17 protein-coding genes and 1 tRNA gene are annotated in these 21,314 nt (G+C 38.0%); 10 read left to right on the forward strand and 8 right to left on the reverse strand.

Annotation, left to right across the window (positions count from 1 at the left end):
- The first annotated feature begins 77 nt into the window (after positions 1-77).
- Complete coding sequence (locus CPT03_RS10540) at positions 78-1,607, forward strand: choice-of-anchor I family protein (protein WP_099438819.1); 1,530 nt, start codon at positions 78-80, stop codon at positions 1,605-1,607.
- A 12-nt stretch (positions 1,608-1,619) separates the two neighbouring features.
- Here CPT03_RS10540 and CPT03_RS10545 read toward each other — a convergent pair whose 3' ends face one another.
- The 3 genes from CPT03_RS10545 to CPT03_RS10555 form a co-directional block, all read right to left on the reverse strand.
- Entirely contained in the window at positions 1,620-2,150 is a 531-nt protein-coding gene (locus tag CPT03_RS10545) for a DUF1772 domain-containing protein (RefSeq protein WP_216641632.1), read from the reverse strand.
- A 6-nt stretch (positions 2,151-2,156) separates the two neighbouring features.
- On the reverse strand, positions 2,157-3,008 hold the full coding sequence (locus CPT03_RS10550) for an SDR family oxidoreductase (RefSeq protein WP_099438821.1): 852 nt from the start codon (positions 3,006-3,008) through the stop codon (positions 2,157-2,159).
- Between the two features lie 73 nt (positions 3,009-3,081).
- Positions 3,082-3,900, reverse strand: coding sequence for a helix-turn-helix domain-containing protein (locus tag CPT03_RS10555; RefSeq protein ID WP_099438822.1), 819 nt, complete (start codon positions 3,898-3,900; stop codon positions 3,082-3,084).
- Between the two features lie 171 nt (positions 3,901-4,071).
- Between CPT03_RS10555 and sufB the strand changes: the two genes are divergently transcribed.
- The 7 genes from sufB to CPT03_RS10590 are packed head-to-tail and all read left to right on the forward strand — an operon-like array spanning position 4,072 to position 10,102.
- Entirely contained in the window at positions 4,072-5,517 is a 1,446-nt protein-coding gene (sufB, locus tag CPT03_RS10560) for a Fe-S cluster assembly protein SufB (RefSeq protein WP_099438823.1), read from the forward strand.
- Positions 5,518-5,535: 18 nt separating this feature from the next.
- Positions 5,536-6,297, forward strand: a complete 762-nt coding sequence (sufC, locus tag CPT03_RS10565) for a Fe-S cluster assembly ATPase SufC (protein ID WP_099438824.1) — start codon at positions 5,536-5,538, stop codon at positions 6,295-6,297.
- A gap of 26 nt (positions 6,298-6,323) precedes the next feature.
- Positions 6,324-7,625: a Fe-S cluster assembly protein SufD gene (gene sufD / locus CPT03_RS10570; RefSeq protein ID WP_099438825.1), complete on the forward strand. Its 1,302-nt coding sequence runs from the start codon at positions 6,324-6,326 to the stop codon at positions 7,623-7,625.
- Position 7,626: 1 nt separating this feature from the next.
- Entirely contained in the window at positions 7,627-8,841 is a 1,215-nt protein-coding gene (locus tag CPT03_RS10575) for a cysteine desulfurase (protein ID WP_099438826.1), read from the forward strand.
- Positions 8,841-9,290 (forward strand): SufE family protein, encoded by a 450-nt coding sequence (locus CPT03_RS10580; protein ID WP_099438827.1) that lies wholly within the window; start codon positions 8,841-8,843, stop codon positions 9,288-9,290. The genes CPT03_RS10575 and CPT03_RS10580 overlap by 1 nt, the downstream gene beginning before the upstream one ends.
- Before the next feature lie 11 nt (positions 9,291-9,301).
- Positions 9,302-9,616 carry an iron-sulfur cluster assembly protein gene (locus CPT03_RS10585; RefSeq protein WP_099438828.1) on the forward strand — a complete coding sequence of 105 codons (315 nt, stop codon included), beginning with the start codon at positions 9,302-9,304 and terminating at the stop codon, positions 9,614-9,616.
- 12 nt (positions 9,617-9,628) lie between these two features.
- Positions 9,629-10,102 (forward strand): RrF2 family transcriptional regulator, encoded by a 474-nt coding sequence (locus CPT03_RS10590; protein WP_099438829.1) that lies wholly within the window; start codon positions 9,629-9,631, stop codon positions 10,100-10,102.
- 58 nt (positions 10,103-10,160) lie between these two features.
- Here CPT03_RS10590 and CPT03_RS10595 read toward each other — a convergent pair whose 3' ends face one another.
- The 3 genes from CPT03_RS10595 to rnhA all read right to left on the reverse strand — a co-directional run bounded on the left by CPT03_RS10595 (position 10,161) and on the right by rnhA (position 14,368).
- Complete coding sequence (locus CPT03_RS10595; RefSeq protein WP_172954163.1) at positions 10,161-12,830, reverse strand: PQQ-dependent sugar dehydrogenase; 2,670 nt, start codon at positions 12,828-12,830, stop codon at positions 10,161-10,163.
- Positions 12,831-12,860: 30 nt separating this feature from the next.
- Positions 12,861-13,742 carry a sugar phosphate isomerase/epimerase family protein gene (locus CPT03_RS10600; protein ID WP_099438831.1) on the reverse strand — a complete coding sequence of 294 codons (882 nt, stop codon included), beginning with the start codon at positions 13,740-13,742 and terminating at the stop codon, positions 12,861-12,863.
- A 161-nt stretch (positions 13,743-13,903) separates the two neighbouring features.
- On the reverse strand, positions 13,904-14,368 hold the full coding sequence (gene rnhA / locus CPT03_RS10605; protein ID WP_099438832.1) for a ribonuclease HI: 465 nt from the start codon (positions 14,366-14,368) through the stop codon (positions 13,904-13,906).
- A 176-nt stretch (positions 14,369-14,544) separates the two neighbouring features.
- Between rnhA and CPT03_RS10610 the strand changes: the two genes are divergently transcribed.
- Positions 14,545-14,620 (forward strand) — tRNA-His (locus CPT03_RS10610).
- 53 nt (positions 14,621-14,673) lie between these two features.
- Here CPT03_RS10610 and CPT03_RS10615 read toward each other — a convergent pair.
- The gene (locus CPT03_RS10615) at positions 14,674-16,140 is read right to left on the reverse strand and encodes a recombinase family protein (protein ID WP_099438833.1); all 1,467 of its coding nucleotides are present in this window, start codon (positions 16,138-16,140) and stop codon (positions 14,674-14,676) included.
- Positions 16,141-16,361: 221 nt separating this feature from the next.
- Between CPT03_RS10615 and CPT03_RS10620 the strand changes: the two genes are divergently transcribed.
- Positions 16,362-19,604 (forward strand): DEAD/DEAH box helicase, encoded by a 3,243-nt coding sequence (locus tag CPT03_RS10620; RefSeq protein WP_099438834.1) that lies wholly within the window; start codon positions 16,362-16,364, stop codon positions 19,602-19,604.
- Positions 19,605-19,758: 154 nt separating this feature from the next.
- Here the strand turns inward: CPT03_RS10620 and CPT03_RS10625 are convergent, their stop codons facing one another.
- Positions 19,759-21,168, reverse strand: a complete 1,410-nt coding sequence (locus CPT03_RS10625; RefSeq protein ID WP_099438835.1) for an AAA family ATPase — start codon at positions 21,166-21,168, stop codon at positions 19,759-19,761.
- Positions 21,169-21,314: the final 146 nt, after the last annotated feature.

A 21,314-nucleotide genomic window follows, 5' to 3' on the forward strand; every position in this document is an offset into this window, starting at 1 on the left:
TTAACAATATCATAATCTTATACACAGACAATAGTAATCTCGCTACAATACATTCGCTGCTTAAACATAGACAATACATGAAAAGAACGTTACTATTTAGTTTCCTTTTAATTGGTTTATTCAGTTGTAAAAAAGATAAGCCATCAATAGACCAGGAGGTTGTTTTAAATGAGGATCCGGCAACTTATGCCGAGATTGGATCTCTTGATATTGGAGAATTGGGTGCAGCGGAAATCTCTGCATTTGACCCATCAACAAAAAAACTATTTGTTGTAAAAAATGAAAATGAGGGTGAGGCAAATCAGGTTAACCGTATTGAGGTTGTTGATTTTGTAAATCCTTCAAATATGAAAGCCACTGGCTTTATAAGTGTTACTCCCTATGGTGGTGCAGTTAACAGTGTAGCAGTGCACGATGGTAAACTTGCCGCAGCCATTCAGGCCACTAATAAACAAGCAAACGGTAAGGTTGTTGTTTTTAAAACGACCGACCACAGTAAAATCAGTGAAATTAATGTAGGTGCGTTGCCAGATATGGTTACCTTTTCTCCAGATGGAAAATACATTTTAACCGCTAATGAAGGTGAACCTAATACCGATTATACAAATGATCCGGCAGGCACAATTTCAATAATATCTGTTAATGACAATTACGCAGTAACTACAATCGATTTCTCGTCTATGATAGGTCAACAAGCTTCATTAACAGCCAAAGGATTCAGAATCTTTGGCCCGGGCAAAAACTTCGTAAACGATATAGAACCTGAATACATTACAGTTTCTGACGATTCGAAAACTGCATGGGTTACTTTACAAGAGAACAATGCAATAGCTAAAATTGATATCACTTCAAAAACCATAACCAATATATTCCCGCTTGGCTTTAAAGATTATAATACTGATGGTAACGAAATAGACCTCAGCGATAAAGATGGTGGCTTTGCACCTGCAAAATGGCCGGTAAAAGGTATTTATATGCCTGATGCTATTGCTGTACTTGAGCAAAACGGAACCCCTTATTTATTTACTGCCAACGAAGGTGATGCAAGAGAATACGATGCTTTCTCAGAAATAAAAAGAGTAAAAGACATTACCCTTGATCCTACAGCTTTCCCTAATGCGGCTGAACTAAAAAAAGATGGCAAACTTGACCGTCTTAACGTTACAACAACTTTGGGTGATGCCAATGGTGATGGGGTTTTTGATGCACTATATTCATTAGGAGCCCGCTCATTTAGTGTGTGGAATGGCAATAATGGAAGTCAGATTTTCGACAGTAAAAACGAGCTGGATGCTAAATGTGCTGCTAATAATACCTATGATGATGGCAGAAGTGACGATAAAAGTGTTGAGCCCGAAGGAATAACAATTGGAACAGTAGGCACCAAAAAAGTTGCGTTTGTAGGTATGGAAAGAGCCGATGCGGTAGCAGTATATGATGTAACTAATCCGGTTAAGCCAGTTTTCTTGCAGCTTTTAAAATGTGGTGATGCTCCGGAAGGAGTACTATTTATTTCTGCAAAAAATAGTCCTACCAAAAAAAGCTTATTGGTAGTAAGCAGCGAAAACGATGGTGTAATCAAAGTATATACACCAAAAACGATATAACAATTCTCATTATTAGTTGCTTGTTTGCGCCCCATCGGGGTACAAACAAGCAATTATTACCAACACAATGGCCATAGTAGCGGCAACTGCCCTGATGGTGTTTAAAGAGTTCCATGTGGCCTCGAAGCCACTCCTTTGCAACCTCATGGCTTCCTCAGTTGCAGATTTCAGCTCAAAAACATCCAAAGCATTATTAAGAGGTACATTACCAAAAACAGTAACCCCAAAAGTGCCCACAATATAACACAATGCTGCTACCACCAATAACCAGAACTTAACCTGAACTGGTTGCCCATAATGCAGGTATGCGCTTAAGGGCAATAACACCAACGCTCCAAAAAATCCGACAAAAAATACCGGATTTAATATGGCTCTGTTAATTTCCTGCATAGCGGTCAAATAACCTTCATCCGACAACTTTGCCAAACCCAGGTTTACCGAACAGGACCAGGCATAAAACAACCCTGCCATCAATGCAGTTGCTGTGCCTGCAAGCACCAATACTATATTTGTTAACGACATCATACGATTTAACTTTTCCATAAATTACTAAAGATTTCTTAGATAGTCCTTAAGTTCAACTGGTTTGCGTTTCAATAAATCCTCTAATGTTCCATCTACATAAGAAAACTCGTTAGCTTTAATACTATCAGCCAAACTCAACTGCCATCCTATTTGATCATCAGGTATTTGAAACTTATCCAGTTCTTCTGCTAAAACCACATTAGGAATATTAACATACGACACAGTTATTTTCCTTTCAGTGGTTAAAATTAACGCTACCTCCTTAAATGTGTAAGCCTTTGAACCGGTTATTTCATACCTTTTATTTTCATGTCCCTGGCTTGAAATAACATTACTTAGGGCTTCAGCTATGTCCACGCGCGATACAAAACTTACTGCACCATTACCTGCCGGATAATAAATAGTGCCATGATCCAAAGCCTCGCCAATAAATATTGGAATGGTTTCCATATATAAACTATTACCAAAAAAAGTGTGGGGTATTCCCGAATCCAAAATTGCGCTTTCAGTTGCCAAACACTGTTGAGTGGCCATAAAATGAGCATCAGCCTTTGGCTTTACAGCACCTGTATAAACAATATGCTGCACACCTTGTTGCCTGGCCGCCTTAACCACATTGGCCTCCTCTTTAACACCTTGCTCTCCTATGCTTATTGCAGATATTTGCAGAAGCTTTTCCACTCCATTTAACGCCTCGTTTAACGAGTCAAGATCATCGTAATCCGCAATACGGATTTGAATACCTGAATCTTTCAGATCATCCATTTTCTTCGGATCTCTTACTATCGCCACAATCTGCTCTGGTTTAATTTTTTTCAATAAAAAACCTATAGTTGCTTTTCCAAGGTTTCCGTTTGCTCCTGTTATTGCTATCATAATTTCTTTTTTTATCAAAATTATGAGCTGAACAAATCCATGAATAGAACAAAACCGACACTAAAAGAAAATGCTATTTAATGAGCTCAGGAAAATTCTCGACCAGTTCCTTTGATTGTTTTTGATATTGTTCCGGGCTAAATCCGGTAAATTCTTTAAAAGAACGTATAAAATGAGATTGATCGGCATAGCCATTTTCAAAAGCCACATCCGTAAGATTATTATATTTATTGTTTCTCAGCTGACTCAACGATGCCTGAAAACGACAAACTCTGGAAAACAATTTCGGACTAATGCCAATATGCTGATTAAACCTGCGTTCAAAGCTTCTTTCAGATAATCTTAAATCCTGTTGTAATTCTTTTAAAGTGATATTACCATTTGAGCCGATCATTTTAGAGGTAGCATATTCTGTTAGGCCGTCAGGCACGCTACCATTTTTATTGATTAAATTAAACAGGTAGCCCGAGATCAGCTCTAATTGATGAGCCTGAGATGAAGCGTTCAACAGTCTTTCAGATAAGTTGAAGTCCGTTCTTTTTGGTGTCAGATCCACATCCAGGCACGTATTAGTAATCTCAACGGCACTAAACCCAAATACAGATTTTATTGCATCCGGATAAAAGTAAACACCTATAGTGTTGAATTTACCTTTCGTACGAATTTCCGTGTGTTTAGTAGTTTGTCCGTATAAAAACACTTCCGGCAACTTGTAATCATGAGATTCCGAAAAGGCCCCCTCCTCTGCCTGTCCAAAAATCATTCCCGGACAACCGTCTGGCAAGGCAACAAATGTTGTAGGTGCACAACCATCACTTCCGCCTTCTAAAATCCAGAAATAACGAACATATCTTTTAAGATACTCAGGTGGTTGTACCAATTTGCAATTCATTATGCTTGTTTGACTCAACTGTTAGTTTAAAATTACAAAATATCTGTAAAGTTTAAGGGCAAATCACTTTATCAATTATTACATTAAGCTGTTTATACTATTTTGTACAAATAGTAAATACCCCGTATCTTTGATGTATATTAATATTTCAAAAAATTAATATAGGCTATCATGAAAGAAAAACCAGATACTCTGGAACAGGCCGTATTAACTGAATACAAATACGGATTTGTAACAGACATAGATACAGACGTAATTGCCAAGGGGCTTAATGAAAATACCATCCGACTTATTTCAAATAAAAAGAACGAGCCGGAATGGATGTTAGATTGGCGACTTAAAGCTTACAACCATTGGTTAAAGCTGGAAGAACCAAAATGGTCGAACGTTAAGTACCCTGAAATCAATTATCAGGATATAATATATTATGCGGCTCCAAAGCCTAAAAAGCAGCTGAACAGCCTTGATGAAGCCGATCCGGAATTACTCGCCACATTTGAGAAACTCGGAATCTCTCTGAACGAACAAAAAAGACTTACAGGAGTAGCGGTAGATGTGGTAATGGATAGCGTTTCTATAGCTACCTCATTTAAAGAACAACTTTCGGAAATAGGTGTAATCTTCTGCTCAATCAGCGAGGCAATACAACAGCATCCCGAGTTGGTAAAAAAACATCTTGGATCAGTAGTTCCCATGACCGACAATTATTTTGCGGCCTTAAACTCTGCAGTGTTTACCGATGGATCATTCTGTTATATTCCTAAGGGAGTACGTTGCCCAATGGAGCTTTCAACCTACTTCCGCATCAATACAGAAAATGCGGGGCAGTTTGAACGTACTTTAATTGTAGCCGAAGATGAAAGCTATGTAAGCTATCTTGAAGGATGTACCGCTCCAATGCGCGATGAAAACCAGTTACATGCGGCAGTGGTAGAACTGGTAGCACATACAAAGGCTGAGATCAAATATTCAACAGTACAAAATTGGTATCCAGGCGATAAGAACGGCATGGGCGGTATATACAACTTTGTAACCAAACGTGGTATTTGTAAGGGAGATAATTCTAAGATCTCGTGGACCCAGGTCGAAACCGGTTCAGCAATAACATGGAAATATCCTAGTGTAATTCTAAAAGGCGATCATTCCATTGGCGAGTTTTATTCAGTAGCATTTACAAATAACCATCAACAAGCAGATACGGGAACAAAAATGATTCACCTTGGCAAAAATACAAGGAGCAGAATCGTATCCAAAGGAATCTCTGCTGGCCATAGCCAAAACAGCTACAGAGGATTAGTCAGAGCCAGCAAACAGGCCACCAATGCACGTAATTATTCGCAATGCGATTCTTTATTGTTAGGTGATAAATGCGGTGCGCATACCTTTCCCTATATAGAAGTTAAAAATAAAACTGCAATTGTAGAACATGAGGCAACTACTTCAAAAATCGGAGAAGATCAGCTATTTTATTGCCAGCAAAGAGGCATTGATGCAGAAACTGCAGTAGCCCTTATTGTAAACGGCTTTGCCAAAGAAGTAATGAATCAGTTGCCAATGGAATTTGCCGTTGAAGCACAAAAACTACTGGCCATCAGCATGGAGGGCAGTGTAGGTTAAACAAAATTTATAAGAATTATGCTATCAGTAAAGAATATACACGCAAATATAGACGGAAGAGAAATTTTAAAAGGAATTAACCTGGATATTAAACCCGGTGAGGTACATGCTATTATGGGGCCAAATGGTTCAGGAAAAAGCACCCTGGCCTCTGTACTCGCGGGCAGAGAAGAATATGAAGTTACAGAAGGTGATGTTTCTTTTTTAGGTAAGGACCTGCTTGAGCTATCAACCGAAGATAGAGCCAGAGAAGGCTTATTTCTAGCCTTTCAATATCCTGTAGAAATACCAGGTGTAAGTACTACCAACTTTATAAAAGCTGCCGTAAACGAAAAGCGTAAATATCTTGGTCAGGAACCTCTAGATGCCGTTGCCTTTTTAAAGATGATGAAAGAAAAGATGGCCCTGGTTGAGATAGACCAGCGTTTATTAAGCCGTTCAATTAACGAGGGCTTCTCTGGCGGAGAGAAAAAACGTAACGAAGTTTTCCAAATGGCCATGCTTGAACCTAAACTTGCCATCATGGACGAGACTGATTCCGGTTTGGATATTGATGCACTTCGTATAGTTGCAAATGGCATCAACAAGCTCAGAAGTCCTGATCGTGCAATATTGCTGATCACTCATTATCAACGTCTGCTTGATTACATCCAGCCTGATTTTGTACATGTGCTTTACAAAGGCCGTATCGTTAAATCGGGCACCAAAGAGCTGGCACTTGAGCTGGAAGAAAAAGGATACGACTTTATTACTGATGATATTGATTTAGCTGCCAATTAGCAGCAGTCCATTTAAAAGACTTTACAATGAACAATATAACTTATTTTAAAGATCAGTTTGAACAGCTACAGGAAGCAAATCCTAAAGATACAATTGCCAGTTTAAGGCAAAACGGATTTGATGCATTTAATAAAGATGGAATTCCTACTTATCGTGATGAGGATTGGAAATATACAAATGTAAGCAGCCTGTTCGATAAGGAATATCAAATAGCAGAAAACTCTACAATTACTTTGGCGGATATTGATGCTATCAGATTACCTGGCTATAAACAAGCCAATGAACTCGTATTTGTAAACGGCCGTTTTATAGCCGATCTCTCTACCATCCGTTCAGACACTACAGACCTTATTGTTTTACCCCTTGAAGAAGCTGCCAAAAGCGAATATAAGGATGTTGTTGCGGCGCACCTAAACCAAAGTGGCAAGTACTTAAACGATGGTATCCAAGCTTTAAATACATCTTTTATCAATGGTGGTGTTTTCGTTCATGTCCTTAAAGGTAAAGAACCGGAGCATCCTGTTTATTGCTATCATATTTTAGATGCCAGGCAAAACCCGGCACTTGCACAACCAAGAAGTCTGATTTTGGTTGATGAAAGTAGCAGACTACAGTTAACAGAAAGCTATACTACCCTTGGCTTGTCAGATAGTTTTAACAACCAGGTTGTAGAAGTTGTGGTTAAAGAAAATGCTTACGTAGAGTATTATAAAATTCAAAACGACACGGCAAATGCCAGTCAGGTAAGCAGTACTCATATCAGGCAAATTGGTAGAAGTTATGTACATACAGTAACCATTACGCTTAGCGGGAATATTGTACGCAACAATATGAACCTGATACTTGATGCAACAGGTAGCGAGACCCATCTTTATGGTTTGTATTTTCTAAAGGGCAAAAGCCATGCAGACAACCATACCCTTATAGACAATTTAAAACCAAACTGCTTTAGCAATCAATTGTATAAGGGAATTGCTGATGATAACGCTACTGCCGTATTTAATGGTCGCATAATGGTTCAGCCAGATGCACAAAAAACCAATGCTTATCAAAGCAATAAAAACATTCTCTTGTCAGAAAATGCCACCATAAATACGAAACCGCAGCTTGAGATTTTTGCAGACGACGTTAAATGCTCACATGGATGCACTATAGGTCAGCTAGATGAAGAAGCAATGTTTTATTTAAGGGCAAGAGGCATCCCAAAAGAAAGTGCTGAAGTGCTTCTATTACAAGCTTTTGCTGCCGACATTGTTGACCAGATTAAGCCCGAACCTTTACGCGGTTACGTTTCTAAACTTATCTATGAACATTTAGCAATTCAATAATATGGCTATTTCAGATCTCAGACAGCAGTTCCCAATACTTAGCCGCACGGTTAAGGGCAAACCTTTGGTGTATTTCGATAATGCCGCTACCTCACAAAAACCGCAAGTTGTTATTGATGCACTTACGCATTATTATACGCATTACAACGCCAATATACACAGAGGCATCCATACCCTTGCAGAAGAAGCTACAATGGCTTACGAAGCTACCCGCCATACTGCACAAGAGTTTATAAACGCTGCATCTGAAGAAGAAATCATATTTACCCGAGGTACAACAGAAGGGATTAATCTGGTTGCTAATACCTGGGGCCGACAAAATATTATGCCCGGCGATGAAATCATTATTTCGGGCATGGAGCACCATTCCAACATCGTTCCATGGCAAATACTTTGCGAAGAAAAAGCTGCTGTTCTAAAGGTTATCCCCGTTAATGATAATGGGGAACTTTTAATGGATGCCTACAAAGCTTTACTTAGCAACAAAACAAAATTAGTGTCTGTTGTTCATGTTTCTAATTCATTAGGCACAGTTAATCCAATTAAAGAGGTCATCGAAGCAGCACATCAGGTTAATGCTAAAGTATTAATAGATGGAGCACAATCAGCTGTACATCTTGATATAGATGTACAGGAAATGGATTGCGATTTTTTTGCTTTCTCTGGCCATAAAGTATATGGCCCAACAGGTGTTGGTGTGCTTTACGGCAAGAAGGATTTACTACAAACAATGCCTGTTTTTCAGGGCGGCGGTGAAATGATCAAGGAAGTTACCTTCCAAAAAACTACATATAATGACCTGCCTTATAAATACGAAGCAGGCACACCTAATATAGCCGACACCATTGCATTAAAGGCTGCACTCGATTTTATTAAAGAAACGGGAAAATCTAACATAAGAGCTCACGAAGAAGAATTACTTACTTACGCCACAGCTCAACTGCAAGCAATTCCGGGCCTTACCATTATTGGTAATGCTAAAGAAAAAGTAAGTCTGGTGTCTTTTATCATTAAGAACATACACCCTCAGGATGTAGGTGTTTTACTGGACAATCAAGGAATTGCAGTTAGAACCGGCCATCACTGTACACAACCTTTAATGGCGCGTTTTGGCATTCCGGGTACCATAAGAGCATCCTTTGCCCTTTACAACCAAAAAGAAGAAGTAGATGCGCTGATTACAGGTTTGCATAAAACCATAAAAATGCTTTCATAATGAATATTAAGCCGATACATGAAATAGAAAAAGAGATAATTGAGGACTTTGCGCTGTTTGATTCCTGGGAAGACAAGTATGAGTATATTATTGACATGGGCAAAAAACTACCAGTCCTAGACGATGCGTACAAGCTTGATGAAAACAAAATAAAAGGATGCCAGAGTACCGTTTGGCTTGTAGCCTCTTATGAAGATGGCAGTGTATTTTTTAAAGCTGATAGCGATGCAGTAATTGTAAAAGGCCTGATCAGTATGCTTATAAAAGTACTATCCGGTCACAGCCCTGCAGAAATTATTGAGGCGCGACTAGATTTTATAACAGATATTGGCATGATGACTCATTTAGCACAGACCCGTTCTAACGGCTTACTATCAATGATAAAGCAAATGAAAAATTACGCTATCGCCTTCCAAACGGTTAGCACTCAAAAAACTGATCATAAATAAATTAAAAGATCATGGATAAAGAAGAATTAAAACAGAAAGTGATCGATTGCCTGCAAACCATTTACGATCCGGAAATTCCTGTAAGTATTTATGAACTGGGACTTATCTATGAAACAGAGATATTGCCCCCGCTCAACAACGTACAGATTGTAATGACACTTACAGCTCCCGGATGCCCTGCTGCACAATCTATCCCTTTAGAAGTAGAGCAAAAGGTAAAAGAAATTGATGGAGTAAATGAGGTTACTGTAATTGTAACCTGGGAACCGGCCTGGAACAGAGGCATGATGTCGGAAACAGCAAAGTTCGAATTAGGAATGATGTAATTATAATAAACAATGAAAATTACTGCTCAGGAAGAATATGGCTTAAGGATACTACTCCACATCGCCCGACATGGCGAAAAAGAAGGAGCAAGCATTCCTATGATTAGTGATGCAGAGGGGCTTTCTGCGGCTTACGTGGCGAAACTTACGCGTACCCTTCGCCTTGCGGGTTACATAAACAGCACACCAGGCAATAAAGGCGGATACATATTGGCTAAACCCGCCGAAGACATAAATATTAATCAGGTAATGAAGGTTCTTGGTGGTTCTCTATACAGCAATAAATTCTGTGAAGATTACTCAGGCGCCTTAAAACTATGCACCAACTCTGTAGATTGTTCTGTTCGTTCTTTATGGCAAATGATTCAAATGTCAGTTGATCAGTTATTGAACAATATTTCATTAAAGGAACTTATCAGCACTGAACAAGAATCTAACCTTCAGATAATTAACAAAATAAACGCCTTAAAAATGGCTAAACTCTAAAATGTAAAAGGGCGGCAAACTATAAAGTTGCCGCCCTTTTACATTTTATCAATTTACACTAAAGGTTCTTCATACTTATTGCTTTTAAGCGAGCAGAAGGCTCTGTAAACACAAAATAAACATTGTATTTACCTTTAAGCGATTCAATATCAGCAACTGTATTTAAACTACCGCTTTCTTTCGAAGATGACTGACCTATAAGTTTTCCGTCAGGTGAATCAATACGAACCTCAATTTTACCTGTCGATGTCTTATCAGCACCAACAAATTCAATCTTCTTAATATCCGTTAAGTCAACTTTATTTAGTTGCAGATAAGCACCTTTAACCTTAGCAGTTGCTACAGATTTATTGTCGTTAAAGCTAACTTCACTAGCGTTATCCGTATTGTTAACAAGTACATAAGGATGGCGCAATACAACAATATCCTCTCCAAACTGTGCAGGAGCTAACTTGGTACCATGATCTTTATAAGCAGCTCTAAAAATAAAGCTTCCTTTGTTTGGCTGGTCTGGTTGCACATTTGTAGTGTAAGAACCAGTAACCGGCAACGATTTCTGTGCAGTTTTCTTTTCGCTAAAACTCAATACATATTTAACAATAGAATTTACTTCAGCGGTCGACATTGATGAATGTGCAGGCATCATTGCATCACCCCATACACCTGAACCACCGTCAATAACTTTTTTGGTAAGCCTTCCTTCTGCAGTTTTATCTCCTTTATACTTTAAAGCCACTTCGGTAAATGATGGGCCTAAAGATTTAGTATCTACAGCATGGCAAGCATTACAGTCACTTTTCTTGATTAAAGCTTTTGCTTTAGCATACTGAGCAGAAACATCAAACTGATTCTGATTTTGCGCAACAACAGTTAAATCATATCCCTCAGACAAGTAATTGATGGCTACAGAAACCTGAGAAGCAGGTATCCTTTTATCAGCCAGGCTTCCATCCTCTTTATCTGTAACACTAACAGCATAATTGATTATACTGGCAGGGAAATAAAAGCTTGAATTTCCTTTTGTAAAGTTAAACTTAACTACAGGCGTTGCATTTCCGGCCACAAGCTCCAGCGATTTGCTATTTTTTGCGCCATGCGGATCAGTAACCGTAAGCGTAGCTTTGTAAACACCGGCTGCTGCAAGCTGTACCTCAGGATTAGCAGTTTTAAATGTTTGCTTTAACACACCACCTTTAGTAATTTTCCATTCGTATTTTAATACATCGCCATCACTATCAGTTGTACCTGCCGAAGATAATTTAACTTTTAATGGTAAAGCTCCAGCTGTTTTATTTGCTGCAACCTGTACCTGAGGTTTACGGTTACCGCCATTAAACTCAATTTTAATTAACTCTGCTTCCGGATTATCCTTAAAGTACCCATTTCCGTATTCAAGCACATATAAACTACCGTCAGGGCCAAACTTCATATCAATAGGCCCCCTTAATGTAAGTTCCGGCAAGAAACGTTCCATAGATTTGTACATGCCGTTTTCATCAAAAGTTACAGCCAATATCCAGCCACGCACCCAATCAGTAATTAACCATTTACCCTCATAATATGCAGGAAACAGATACTTAGCATTTGCAAAATCAGATTTATGAAATACCGGACCACCCACAGCACTCCTACCACCACTACCCATCACCGGAAACTCTTCGCTTGCAGCATATGGGTACCAGATCATAGCTGATACTGCCGGAGGTAATTCTTTTAAGCCTGTATTATTTGGAGAATTATTTATCGGCTTAAGCACATCGTATAGCTCACCTGATTTCTTAGTGGCAAAATCATAGTAACGATACGCCTGGTTATTACCTATAAAATAAGGCCAGCCGTAGTTGCCCGACTTTTTGGCCACATTAAATTCATCATAAGACCTCGGACCTCTTGATTCTGAAGAGTTTGAACCATCTGGACCAACCTCACCCCAGTACAACCAACCAGTATGGCTGTCAATAGTTAACCTCCATGGGTTTCTGTTACCCATTGTGTAAATTTCAGGGCGTGTATTTGGAGTTCCTTTAGGGAAAAGGTTACCTTCTGGAATGGTGTATGAACCATTTGGTTCAGGATGGATACGTAAAATTTTACCTCTTAAATCGTTGGTATTACCAGACGATTTCTGAGCATCACGTGGCCCCTCTCCCGGGCGTTCATCAATTGGCGTAAAACCATCAGAAGATCTTGAAAAAGTATTATCACCGGTACTTAAGTACAAGTTTTTATCTTTATCAAACAACATACCTCCACCAACGTGGCAGCATTCTTCGCGCTGAACAACTACATCAAGTACTTTCTTTTCTGTAGCCATATTTAGTTTCCCACCAGCCCATGTAAATCTGGAAAGTCTATTTACAGATACATCTTTTGGAGAATAGTAAATATAAATCCATTTGTTTTTAGCATAATCAGGATCAAGAATAACTCCCTGCAATCCATCTTCACCTTCAGAGCGCTCCCCTGTTTTACTAACATATTCTCGGCTGACAGCGAAATCGGCAATTACATCCATTTTACTGGTGGCAGGATCATATATTTTTAACTTTCCCTTGCGCTCTGCATACAAAACCTTTCCTCCATCAAGAATCTGGAATTGCATTGGTTCTTCTAATTTTTGTTGAAGCACAACTTTGGTAAACCTGTTCTCATCAGGTTTTTCCGGCGATTGCGCTTTTGTTATATATGAAGAAACCAATAGCAGCGATAATGCTGTTATTGGTTTCATTAATGATAATTTTATCATGTTTGGTATTAATTACAATTTAGATACAAGGTTACGGAAGTTAACTACACTAGCAGCAACATCAGCACTGTTGCTCTCCCAGTTGTATTCATATTCTGCAGAGATTGCTCCTTTAAAGTTTTGTCTCTTTAACTCAGCAATAACTGCCGGGATGTTAGAAACACCTTCTCCCCAATGTACATCATGTCCACCTTTACCTTTTTCATGAAGATCTTTCATGTGCGAGTGCAATACATGCCCATCAAGTTTTTTCAAACACTCAACAGGATCTAATCCTGAACGTACCCAGTGGCCTATATCAGCACAAGCACCTAAGCGTTTGCTTTTTCCTTTGATTGCGTTTAACACGATATCAGGATTCCAGTAATGAGATGGATTCGGGTGATTATGAATAGCAACATTGATCTGATACTTATCACAAAGATCTGATATCATTTGTAAATCTTTCTCATTAGGTTCTGAAGTAATGGTATGAATACCCATTGCTTTGCAGAATTCGAATAATTTAATCCATTCAGCTTCGTTGTTAGCACCTGTAACACCAAATGCTACAACTTTTACATTATTTTCTTTAAGTTTTGCTAAAACAGCTTTTCTTTTAGCGTCGTCCATATCAGGACCCATTGTTCCTTCTATGCCACCACCTATCTTTTGGCCCGGAAATGCCTCTACGTATCTTAAGTTACAGCTGTCGATCTTTTTAATTGCCTCAGCAAATGTAAATAATCTGAAGGTATAAGCCTGAGAACCAAGCTCCCAGCCCAATTTAGCCTCTGGGTTTTTAGCAGAAGCATTAGATGTACCTGTTTTTACACTTTTACAGGCAACAAGACAAGCCAATAAAACAACAGCAAATTGTAGTTTTAAAGCAAATCTATTTTTTAATAAATTCATGTTTGGTTAATTAAAGTTTGAAAATTATCTAGGTTACATTTGTTATTCTATCTTTTCAAAAGCCTACTTAGTGTACTTTTTACAAAGACGCCAACAATATAGTTATTATTGAAGTTTTTCCTTTTACTATTAGATCGAAATATTTTGGTTACTAAAAATCATCAGGACTTCCCTTTCTCCATTTCAAACTCAGTATCAATGCCCAATGCACTTCTGTTTTTAGATGCAGCAACAGCAAGCTCATCACATCGTTCATTTTCGGGATGGTTATTATGCCCTTTTATCCAAACGAATTTAACATTGTGCAATTTATATACATTGAGGAAACGCATCCAAAGGTCTTTATTCTTTTTACCTTTAAACCCTATTTTAACCCAACCAAATACCCATTTCTTTTCTACAGAGTCAATAACATATTTTGAATCTGAGAATACAGTGATTTCCTGTCCTGGGTTTTTAAGCGCATTTAAGCCTACTATAACAGCCAGCAACTCCATTCTATTATTTGTAGTTAAACGGAATCCTTCGCTCAATTCCTTATAGTGAGCACCCGAGCGTAAAATTACTCCGTATCCACCTGGTCCGGGGTTTCCACTAGCTGCCCCATCAGTATAAAGTTCAATCATATGTTAAGCAAATCTAGCTTTTTAAGGTATAAAAGCAACTTTTGGGCTGCTTTTTATATTCCCCCTAAAAATTAATTGACTGAAATTTAATCAATTAAAAAAAAGATTTAGCGTAACTGAAAAAAGATTTGAATAAAATATTTTAAATCGTACTTTTGTAGCGTTGAAAAACACATGGTGGTTTTAGCTCAGTTGGTTAGAGCATCGGTTTGTGGTACCGAGGGTCGTGGGTTCGAGCCCCATATTCCACCCGTAGCTGGGGAAAAGAGTCTTTTAAAGATACTTTTCCCCTTTTTTATGACCTTTTAACTCCTTGTTTTTTTCAGGTAGGTTATCTTTGCAATCGGGTTGAGATTTGTGGTTCGATACCCATCTTTGTCGTAAATCAGCATTCCATTAAAAATTGTCTCTACTAGGTATCTTTTGTCCTCAATTGTAGCTGTTTCATAAAGACGAGGCAGAGTACAGAGCGTTTTTATTGCATTAATAACCATCGGCTGAATATTAACTTTATCCTTAAATCGCTCTTTAAGTGCTGTTAGTCGAAGATTTATTGCACTTAATTTATTATCGTAATCCATTTTCAAGATTTTAAAATCGGATGGTTCGATCTTTCCAACGAGCAAAAGTTCTCTAGCATTAATAATCTGATCATCTAGTATATGCAATTCATCTATACAGTCCTGTCTCAAAGAGGAAGCCGTTTTTCTCACTTCGTTATAAGTGGTTATAATTTCTTGTAAGAATTTTGGCTGATCCCTTTTTGCAATTCTGAAGAGTTTTAGTTCTTCGATAAAATCCTGATTAACCTGCTTTGCATTGAACCTGGCTTTGCATGGCGATTTACAATGGTAGTAAGCAACATGGGTTTTACGGCCCTTAGAGGCACTTCCTGTAAGCATCCTATGGCAGTTAGGGCATTTCAAATAACCTCGAAGAGGTAAATCTTCTGGTGTAGCAATTGCAGATCTTTTAGGTTTGACTTCTCCTTTCAATACATTTTGAACTTTGTTAAATAACCTTTCGGTTATTAATGGCTCATGTAAACCCTTTATCATATGCTCTTCTTCTCCATCTATTTCACGAACCCTGATTTTGCCGCAATAAATCTGGTTACGTACAAGCGAATGAAAGTTGTTAATGCTACAGGTAAGCCCTAGTTTAAACGCTTTTCTATGGACTTCTGCCATTGAGGACATACCTAAGGAAAGTTCTTGAAATGCCCACTTGATTGCATAAGCGTAAGGTTCTTCTGGCGCAATATATTTCTTCCCATCTTCGTAGGTCTTGTTTTTATAACCTAGTGGTGCTCTACCAGACCAATGTCCTTCCTTTTTTGCACGCCTCATGCCCATTTGGGTATTCAGGCTTCGTCGGTCATTTTCGATTTCCGGTATAGCCAAGTACAATGCAAGCATTAATTTGTTCTCAGGGACATTTAAGTCCAAGGGCTGTTCTACCGCCTGTGGATTAGTTCCCATCCTTTTTAGATTTGCCAACACCTGATAAGCATCACAGGTATTGCGGCTAAATCTGTCCCATTTGGTAAAGAGGAGGAAATCCGACCGGTGTTTACGCAAATAGGTAGTGAGCTTCATCCATTCTGGTCGTTTGAAAGATTTTGCAGAATGGTCTTCTGTGAAAATCTTTAAAATGCTAATGCCATGCAGTTTGCAGTAGTTAGTTAGCAGCTCCTGCTGAGCTCTTAATGAATAACCTCTCATTGCTTGTTCATCGGTACTTACACGGAGGTATAAAATTGCTGTTTTCATAATTTAATTTTCTTGCAATGATTATACAGCGATGGGCATTTGCCAAATCTTGGCAAGGTTAAGATATATTAGATTGGGGAATACTCTAGTAGGTATAAGTTTATTTAACAAGCATCCTACGGGAATCCGTAATGTGTTACACAAATAAGGTTTTACATTTACTGAATCAGTCTGTAAGTGTCAGAATATCTTTATATTAGTAAGTTATCTATTTGAGCTCCATGATTAATACAAAACTTCCAAAAGTCCTCAATATACTGTATAATACTGGAGGCAATAAGATCATCCAATATTGCGGTGAAAACTCTGTTCTTGAAAACTGCATTTTAGAGAGTAGAGATCCGTTTATAATCAACAGTGAGGATAGGCATTTCGTAATTACTACTAATAGAGATTTTGTTTCTGAAGACCATTCCTATGTGCTATTATCTTCAAGAGTCCCTACAAGAAGGGATTTTGAAGCTGAGAATTTGAATTTGATAGAATGGCTTAAACACCCATCGATTGTGCAGTCGACGCCACAAGATGTTACTACATCATGGTCGGAGAGTTTCAATTTTATTAAGGAAGATACCGAAAACAACACTGATGGACTTCGTACCCCACAGCTTGGGGCTATACATTCTATTCTTGCGCACCAGTATAGTGGTGATGATATTGGTATAGTAGTTATGCCTACTGGAACTGGAAAAACAGAAACCATGATCTGTTCAATGGTTGCAACCCCAGCAATTAAATTATTAGTTACTGTTCCCTCTGATTCATTGCGTACACAGCTTTTTGAAAAATTTCTAACTTATGGTTTATTAAAACGCTTTGGTGTTGTAGGGAATGAAGCCATCAACCCACATGTGGGAATTTTAACTTCAGGAATGAGCACTCTTGAAGACCTGGAAGAATTTATATCTCGATCCAATGTAGTCATTACTACGATGGCTATAGCCTCTGGTGCTACCCAAGAACAAAAAGCGTTAATGTCAGAGAAATTTTCGAATCTTTATGTTGATGAGGCACATCATTCTGAAGCGACTACTTGGCAGGATTTTATTTTGCGTTTTGCTAAGCATAAAGTATTTCTTTTTACCGCCACGCCTTATAGGAACGATGGGAAAAGGCTTAAGGGAAAGTTTATTTTTAATTTTCCACTTCGAAAGGCTCAGGAACAGCGTTATTATAAAGAGATCAAATTTCTGCCAATAAGAGAATATGACCGTTCTAAAGCAGATAAGATGATTGCTGATAAAGCAGTATCTACACTTAGATCAGACATTGAAAATGGATACCCACACATCATATTAGCCAGATGTATGACTAAGGATAGAGCGGAAGAGGTCTTCCAGTACTATTCACCGCATGCTGATCTTAACCCGGTTGTAGTATATAATAACAAACCTGGACTAAAAAACACCATAAAGGATATTAAAGCCAAAGAACATTCTATCATTATCTGCGTTGATATGTTAGGAGAGGGATTCGACCTTCCGGAACTTAAGATTGGTGCTATTCACGATGAACGTCAGAGTATACCTATTACTTTGCAATTCATTGGACGCTTTACAAGAACAAGTTATAATGAGTTAGGAAATGCAAGTTTCATTACTAATATGGCTTATCCTCCTATTAAAGATGAACTTGATCAGCTCTATGCAAAGGATGCCGATTGGAATCTCTTATTACCTATGCTGAGTGAAGGGGCTGAACAACAACAAATAGACTTTAAGAACTTTTTGGACGGATTTAATCATTTAGAAGATTCAATAATACCGTTCCAGAACATCAGCCCAGCACTAAGTACTATTGTCTATAAAAATGATGGTGATACCTGGAATCCGAACAATTGGAGAGAGGGTATTAATAATCTTAATACCTATGATCACCAATATTCGGATTATAACGCAGAACAAAATACTTTGGTTATTATTTTGGGTAAAGTAGCAAGAGTTGAATGGGGTGGATTTGATACGGTTCAAGACCTTACTTGGGATATGATTGTGGTTTTTTGGGACTTGCGACCTGAAATCAACCGGGTTTTTGTCAATACATCCATAAAGAATTTTTCTTCTGAAACATTGGTGGACGAGATATTTGAAGGTAATCAGGTAAAAATTACGGGAATGAACGTGTTTCGTATTTTTCATGAAGTATACAGGTTATCACTCTTTAATGTTGGTGCTAGAAAAGGTGTGCCGGGTGATATTAGCTTCCAATCCTTTTATGGAAAAGGTGTACAAGATGGTTTGCACATGCTTGAACAAGGCACATTAATCAAAAACAACATCTTTGGGGTAGGTTATAAAGACGGAAACAAAGTTTCATTAGGATGTTCTGTCAAAGGAAAGGTATGGTCATATCTAAGAGGTAATCTACAGGAGCTTACTGCTTGGTGTAGGACTGTCGGGGATATTATCAATAATGCTGATATCAACCCCAATACTGTATTGGAGCATACGTTACAAGTTGAGACAATCAACTCACGGCCAGCCGTCACAGCTACTGCGGTTGATTGGAATCCGGAGATGTACAAGTTTTCGGAGAGCCGATATCAAATCTATTTAAATGGGATTAGATCATATCTTTGGGAGTTGGATATCGATATAGTTGATCATCAAGGAGAGCATCTCCGCTTTTCTATCTCGAGCGAGCTACATACCATTGAATTTGAGTTAGTACTTGGAATGGCGCAATTAAATGGGGAGATGGTGCCAAGTTTCGACATACTACAAGTAGGCAACATTTCGGCAGAGATCATTAGTGGTTCAAAAACTGAACATTTGGTCGACTATCTTAGGGATATGACGCCACTTTTCTGGTTTGCAGACGGTAGTCAACTTATGCAAAACCAATATGTGAAATTGAGAAAGCAAGCAGATCATATTCCATTGGATCAGATCATTAGCCAACAGTGGGTTGGCGTAAATCTTTCGCGTGAATCGCAGGGGATTCATCCATATTTGCAGAATTCGATTCAGTATCGGTTTATTGAACAGATCAGAAATCAATATGAAATAATCTATGATGACGATGGCAGCGGCGAGATTGCTGATATTATCGGTATCAATGATTCTGCGAGCCATATCGACATTCATTTATATCATTTGAAATATGCCAGAAACGGTCTGGTTGGGAACAACATTGAGAATTTTTATCAAGTCTGTGGACAGGCACAGAAATCGCTGAACTGGAAGTATCGCCCAGGTAGGGAATTTTTTGAGCATCTGTTCAAGCGGAAGATAAAGACGCGAAATGGACAGCAGTGCTCGAGGTTGGTAAAAGGCACAGAGGATGAAATGGAATATTTGCTTAATGCAGCCAAATGGACTAAAGAACTTCGCTTTCATATAAACATTGTACAACCAGGGTTGGCTAAAGCGGGGGCATCTGCGGATATACTTCAGATACTGGGAACAACAGCACATTATTTACATACTGTCGGCAATGTTCATTTACAGGTTTATACAAGCTAGCTCAATACCCTTTCTAATGAATTAGATATCTGATCGCAAGGCATTACTTAATCTTGGAGACTTTTATCTCCTTTATTACTTAGAAAGCCGTCTAGGCAGGAGCATTAACCTTGAACAATCAAACAATTTGCATTAGTTTTGATCGTTCTTTGCATTAGTTTTGATCGTTCTGTCTTTTAACATTGGAAATTATTTCATTCCTTAAATGGATTTTTCGAATTAAATAGGTATCAAGATGTTGATAGTATGTATCGAAAAATTCTTTATCATAAATAAGTACGCTAGCATCGCTATCTTCTATTGCAAACTTTTTATTTCTTTTCTGGCTTTTTTTCTTGTTTCTTTCGTTCATTTCCGATTTTTCAAGCGCAAGCTTCATTTTTAGATAGGCTCTAAAGAAAGGGGTGGAAATTGAATATTTCATTGAAACTCTGTCATGCCTCAATACTTCTCCAAATTCTGGCGAAATAAATAGGCTAAGAAGGTCGATCAATTCATCTTTCGAAAAACTCTTAGCTTTTGGTATACTTTCGAAAATTTCATCAAAAGATAAAAATTCCTTTTCAGCGTTGTCGAATTTTTTCAATACATTCCAACCGCAATGTTTGTTGATAATCTGATCATATATTTTATTGTAAGTGTCTGAATTCTTCCGAACATAAGAATTTACAGCATCCTTAAAAGCATTAATCTTAAGTTCTTTTCTCGTTAAGCGCATCTTTTTTATGCCACTATAAAAACAAATATCGTAGCAAATTTGATGTGCCACGGATCCCAGGTTGTTAGAATAATAGATTATTTTTTCAGTCAATTCCTTACCAATTTTGATATTTAGTAGTTCCGATCCCTTTTCGACTACTCGTGTTATCTGTTCATCTGACAATAAAGGCACAAAAACCTCCGCAATACGATTATTCAAATTATTATCAAGTTCAATCAGCTCTCTGGCAGTACCAACTGCCCCAATGCAAACTATCTTCACAGTTGGGTAATCGTTTGCGACATCAATAAATATTTTTACCACGTCAGCTATTCGTTGTTTTTCCTTATCCGCAACTTTATGGAAATCTTCAATGACGAGGATACATTTTGCTAACCCTAAAAATTGCCCTAGTTTTTGAGGGGTCAACTGGGGTGGTACTATTCTTACAAGTTTGGAACTTTCTGTTAACGATTGCTCACTACCAATCTTTGCAGAAATGGCTTTGTAGTCAGATTTATATTCTGTGCTAATTTTGTGAGTTTCGCTAGATGTAGTTTCTGTAAGATAGAACTGATTTAAGTTGTCAAATGCTTGTAGGATTATGTCCTCGAATGTTGTCTTTTTTTCGCAATGAACCTTAATTATTGTTTTTTTTAATGAGCTAAGCTGATGATTTAACAAGGTTGTTTTTCCGCTACCAGAGTGCCCATAAACTACAATTTGTTTACCAGGCATATCTATGTATTTCGCAAGATCGCTTTCTATAACTTCACGATTTACATAGGTCAATTTAGCAACAGTATTTGGTGTAAAGATGTCTGCTAAATTTATTGTTTTGAAGATGCGTAAGAAAAAATTCATTGTGAGAGATTAAAACTTAGGGTGCTAATATAAACACTCTTAACGTAATCCTTCTTTATTTTAGTTATAAAGTAAAATTAAACCTAGCTTATACAGGACTAAGATTTATCTTGATCCCCAAAAATATCACTAAATAAATCTCAAAT

The sequence above is a fragment of the Pedobacter ginsengisoli genome (genome assembly GCF_002736205.1).
Classification (GTDB): Bacteria; Bacteroidota; Bacteroidia; order Sphingobacteriales; family Sphingobacteriaceae; genus Pedobacter; species Pedobacter ginsengisoli_A.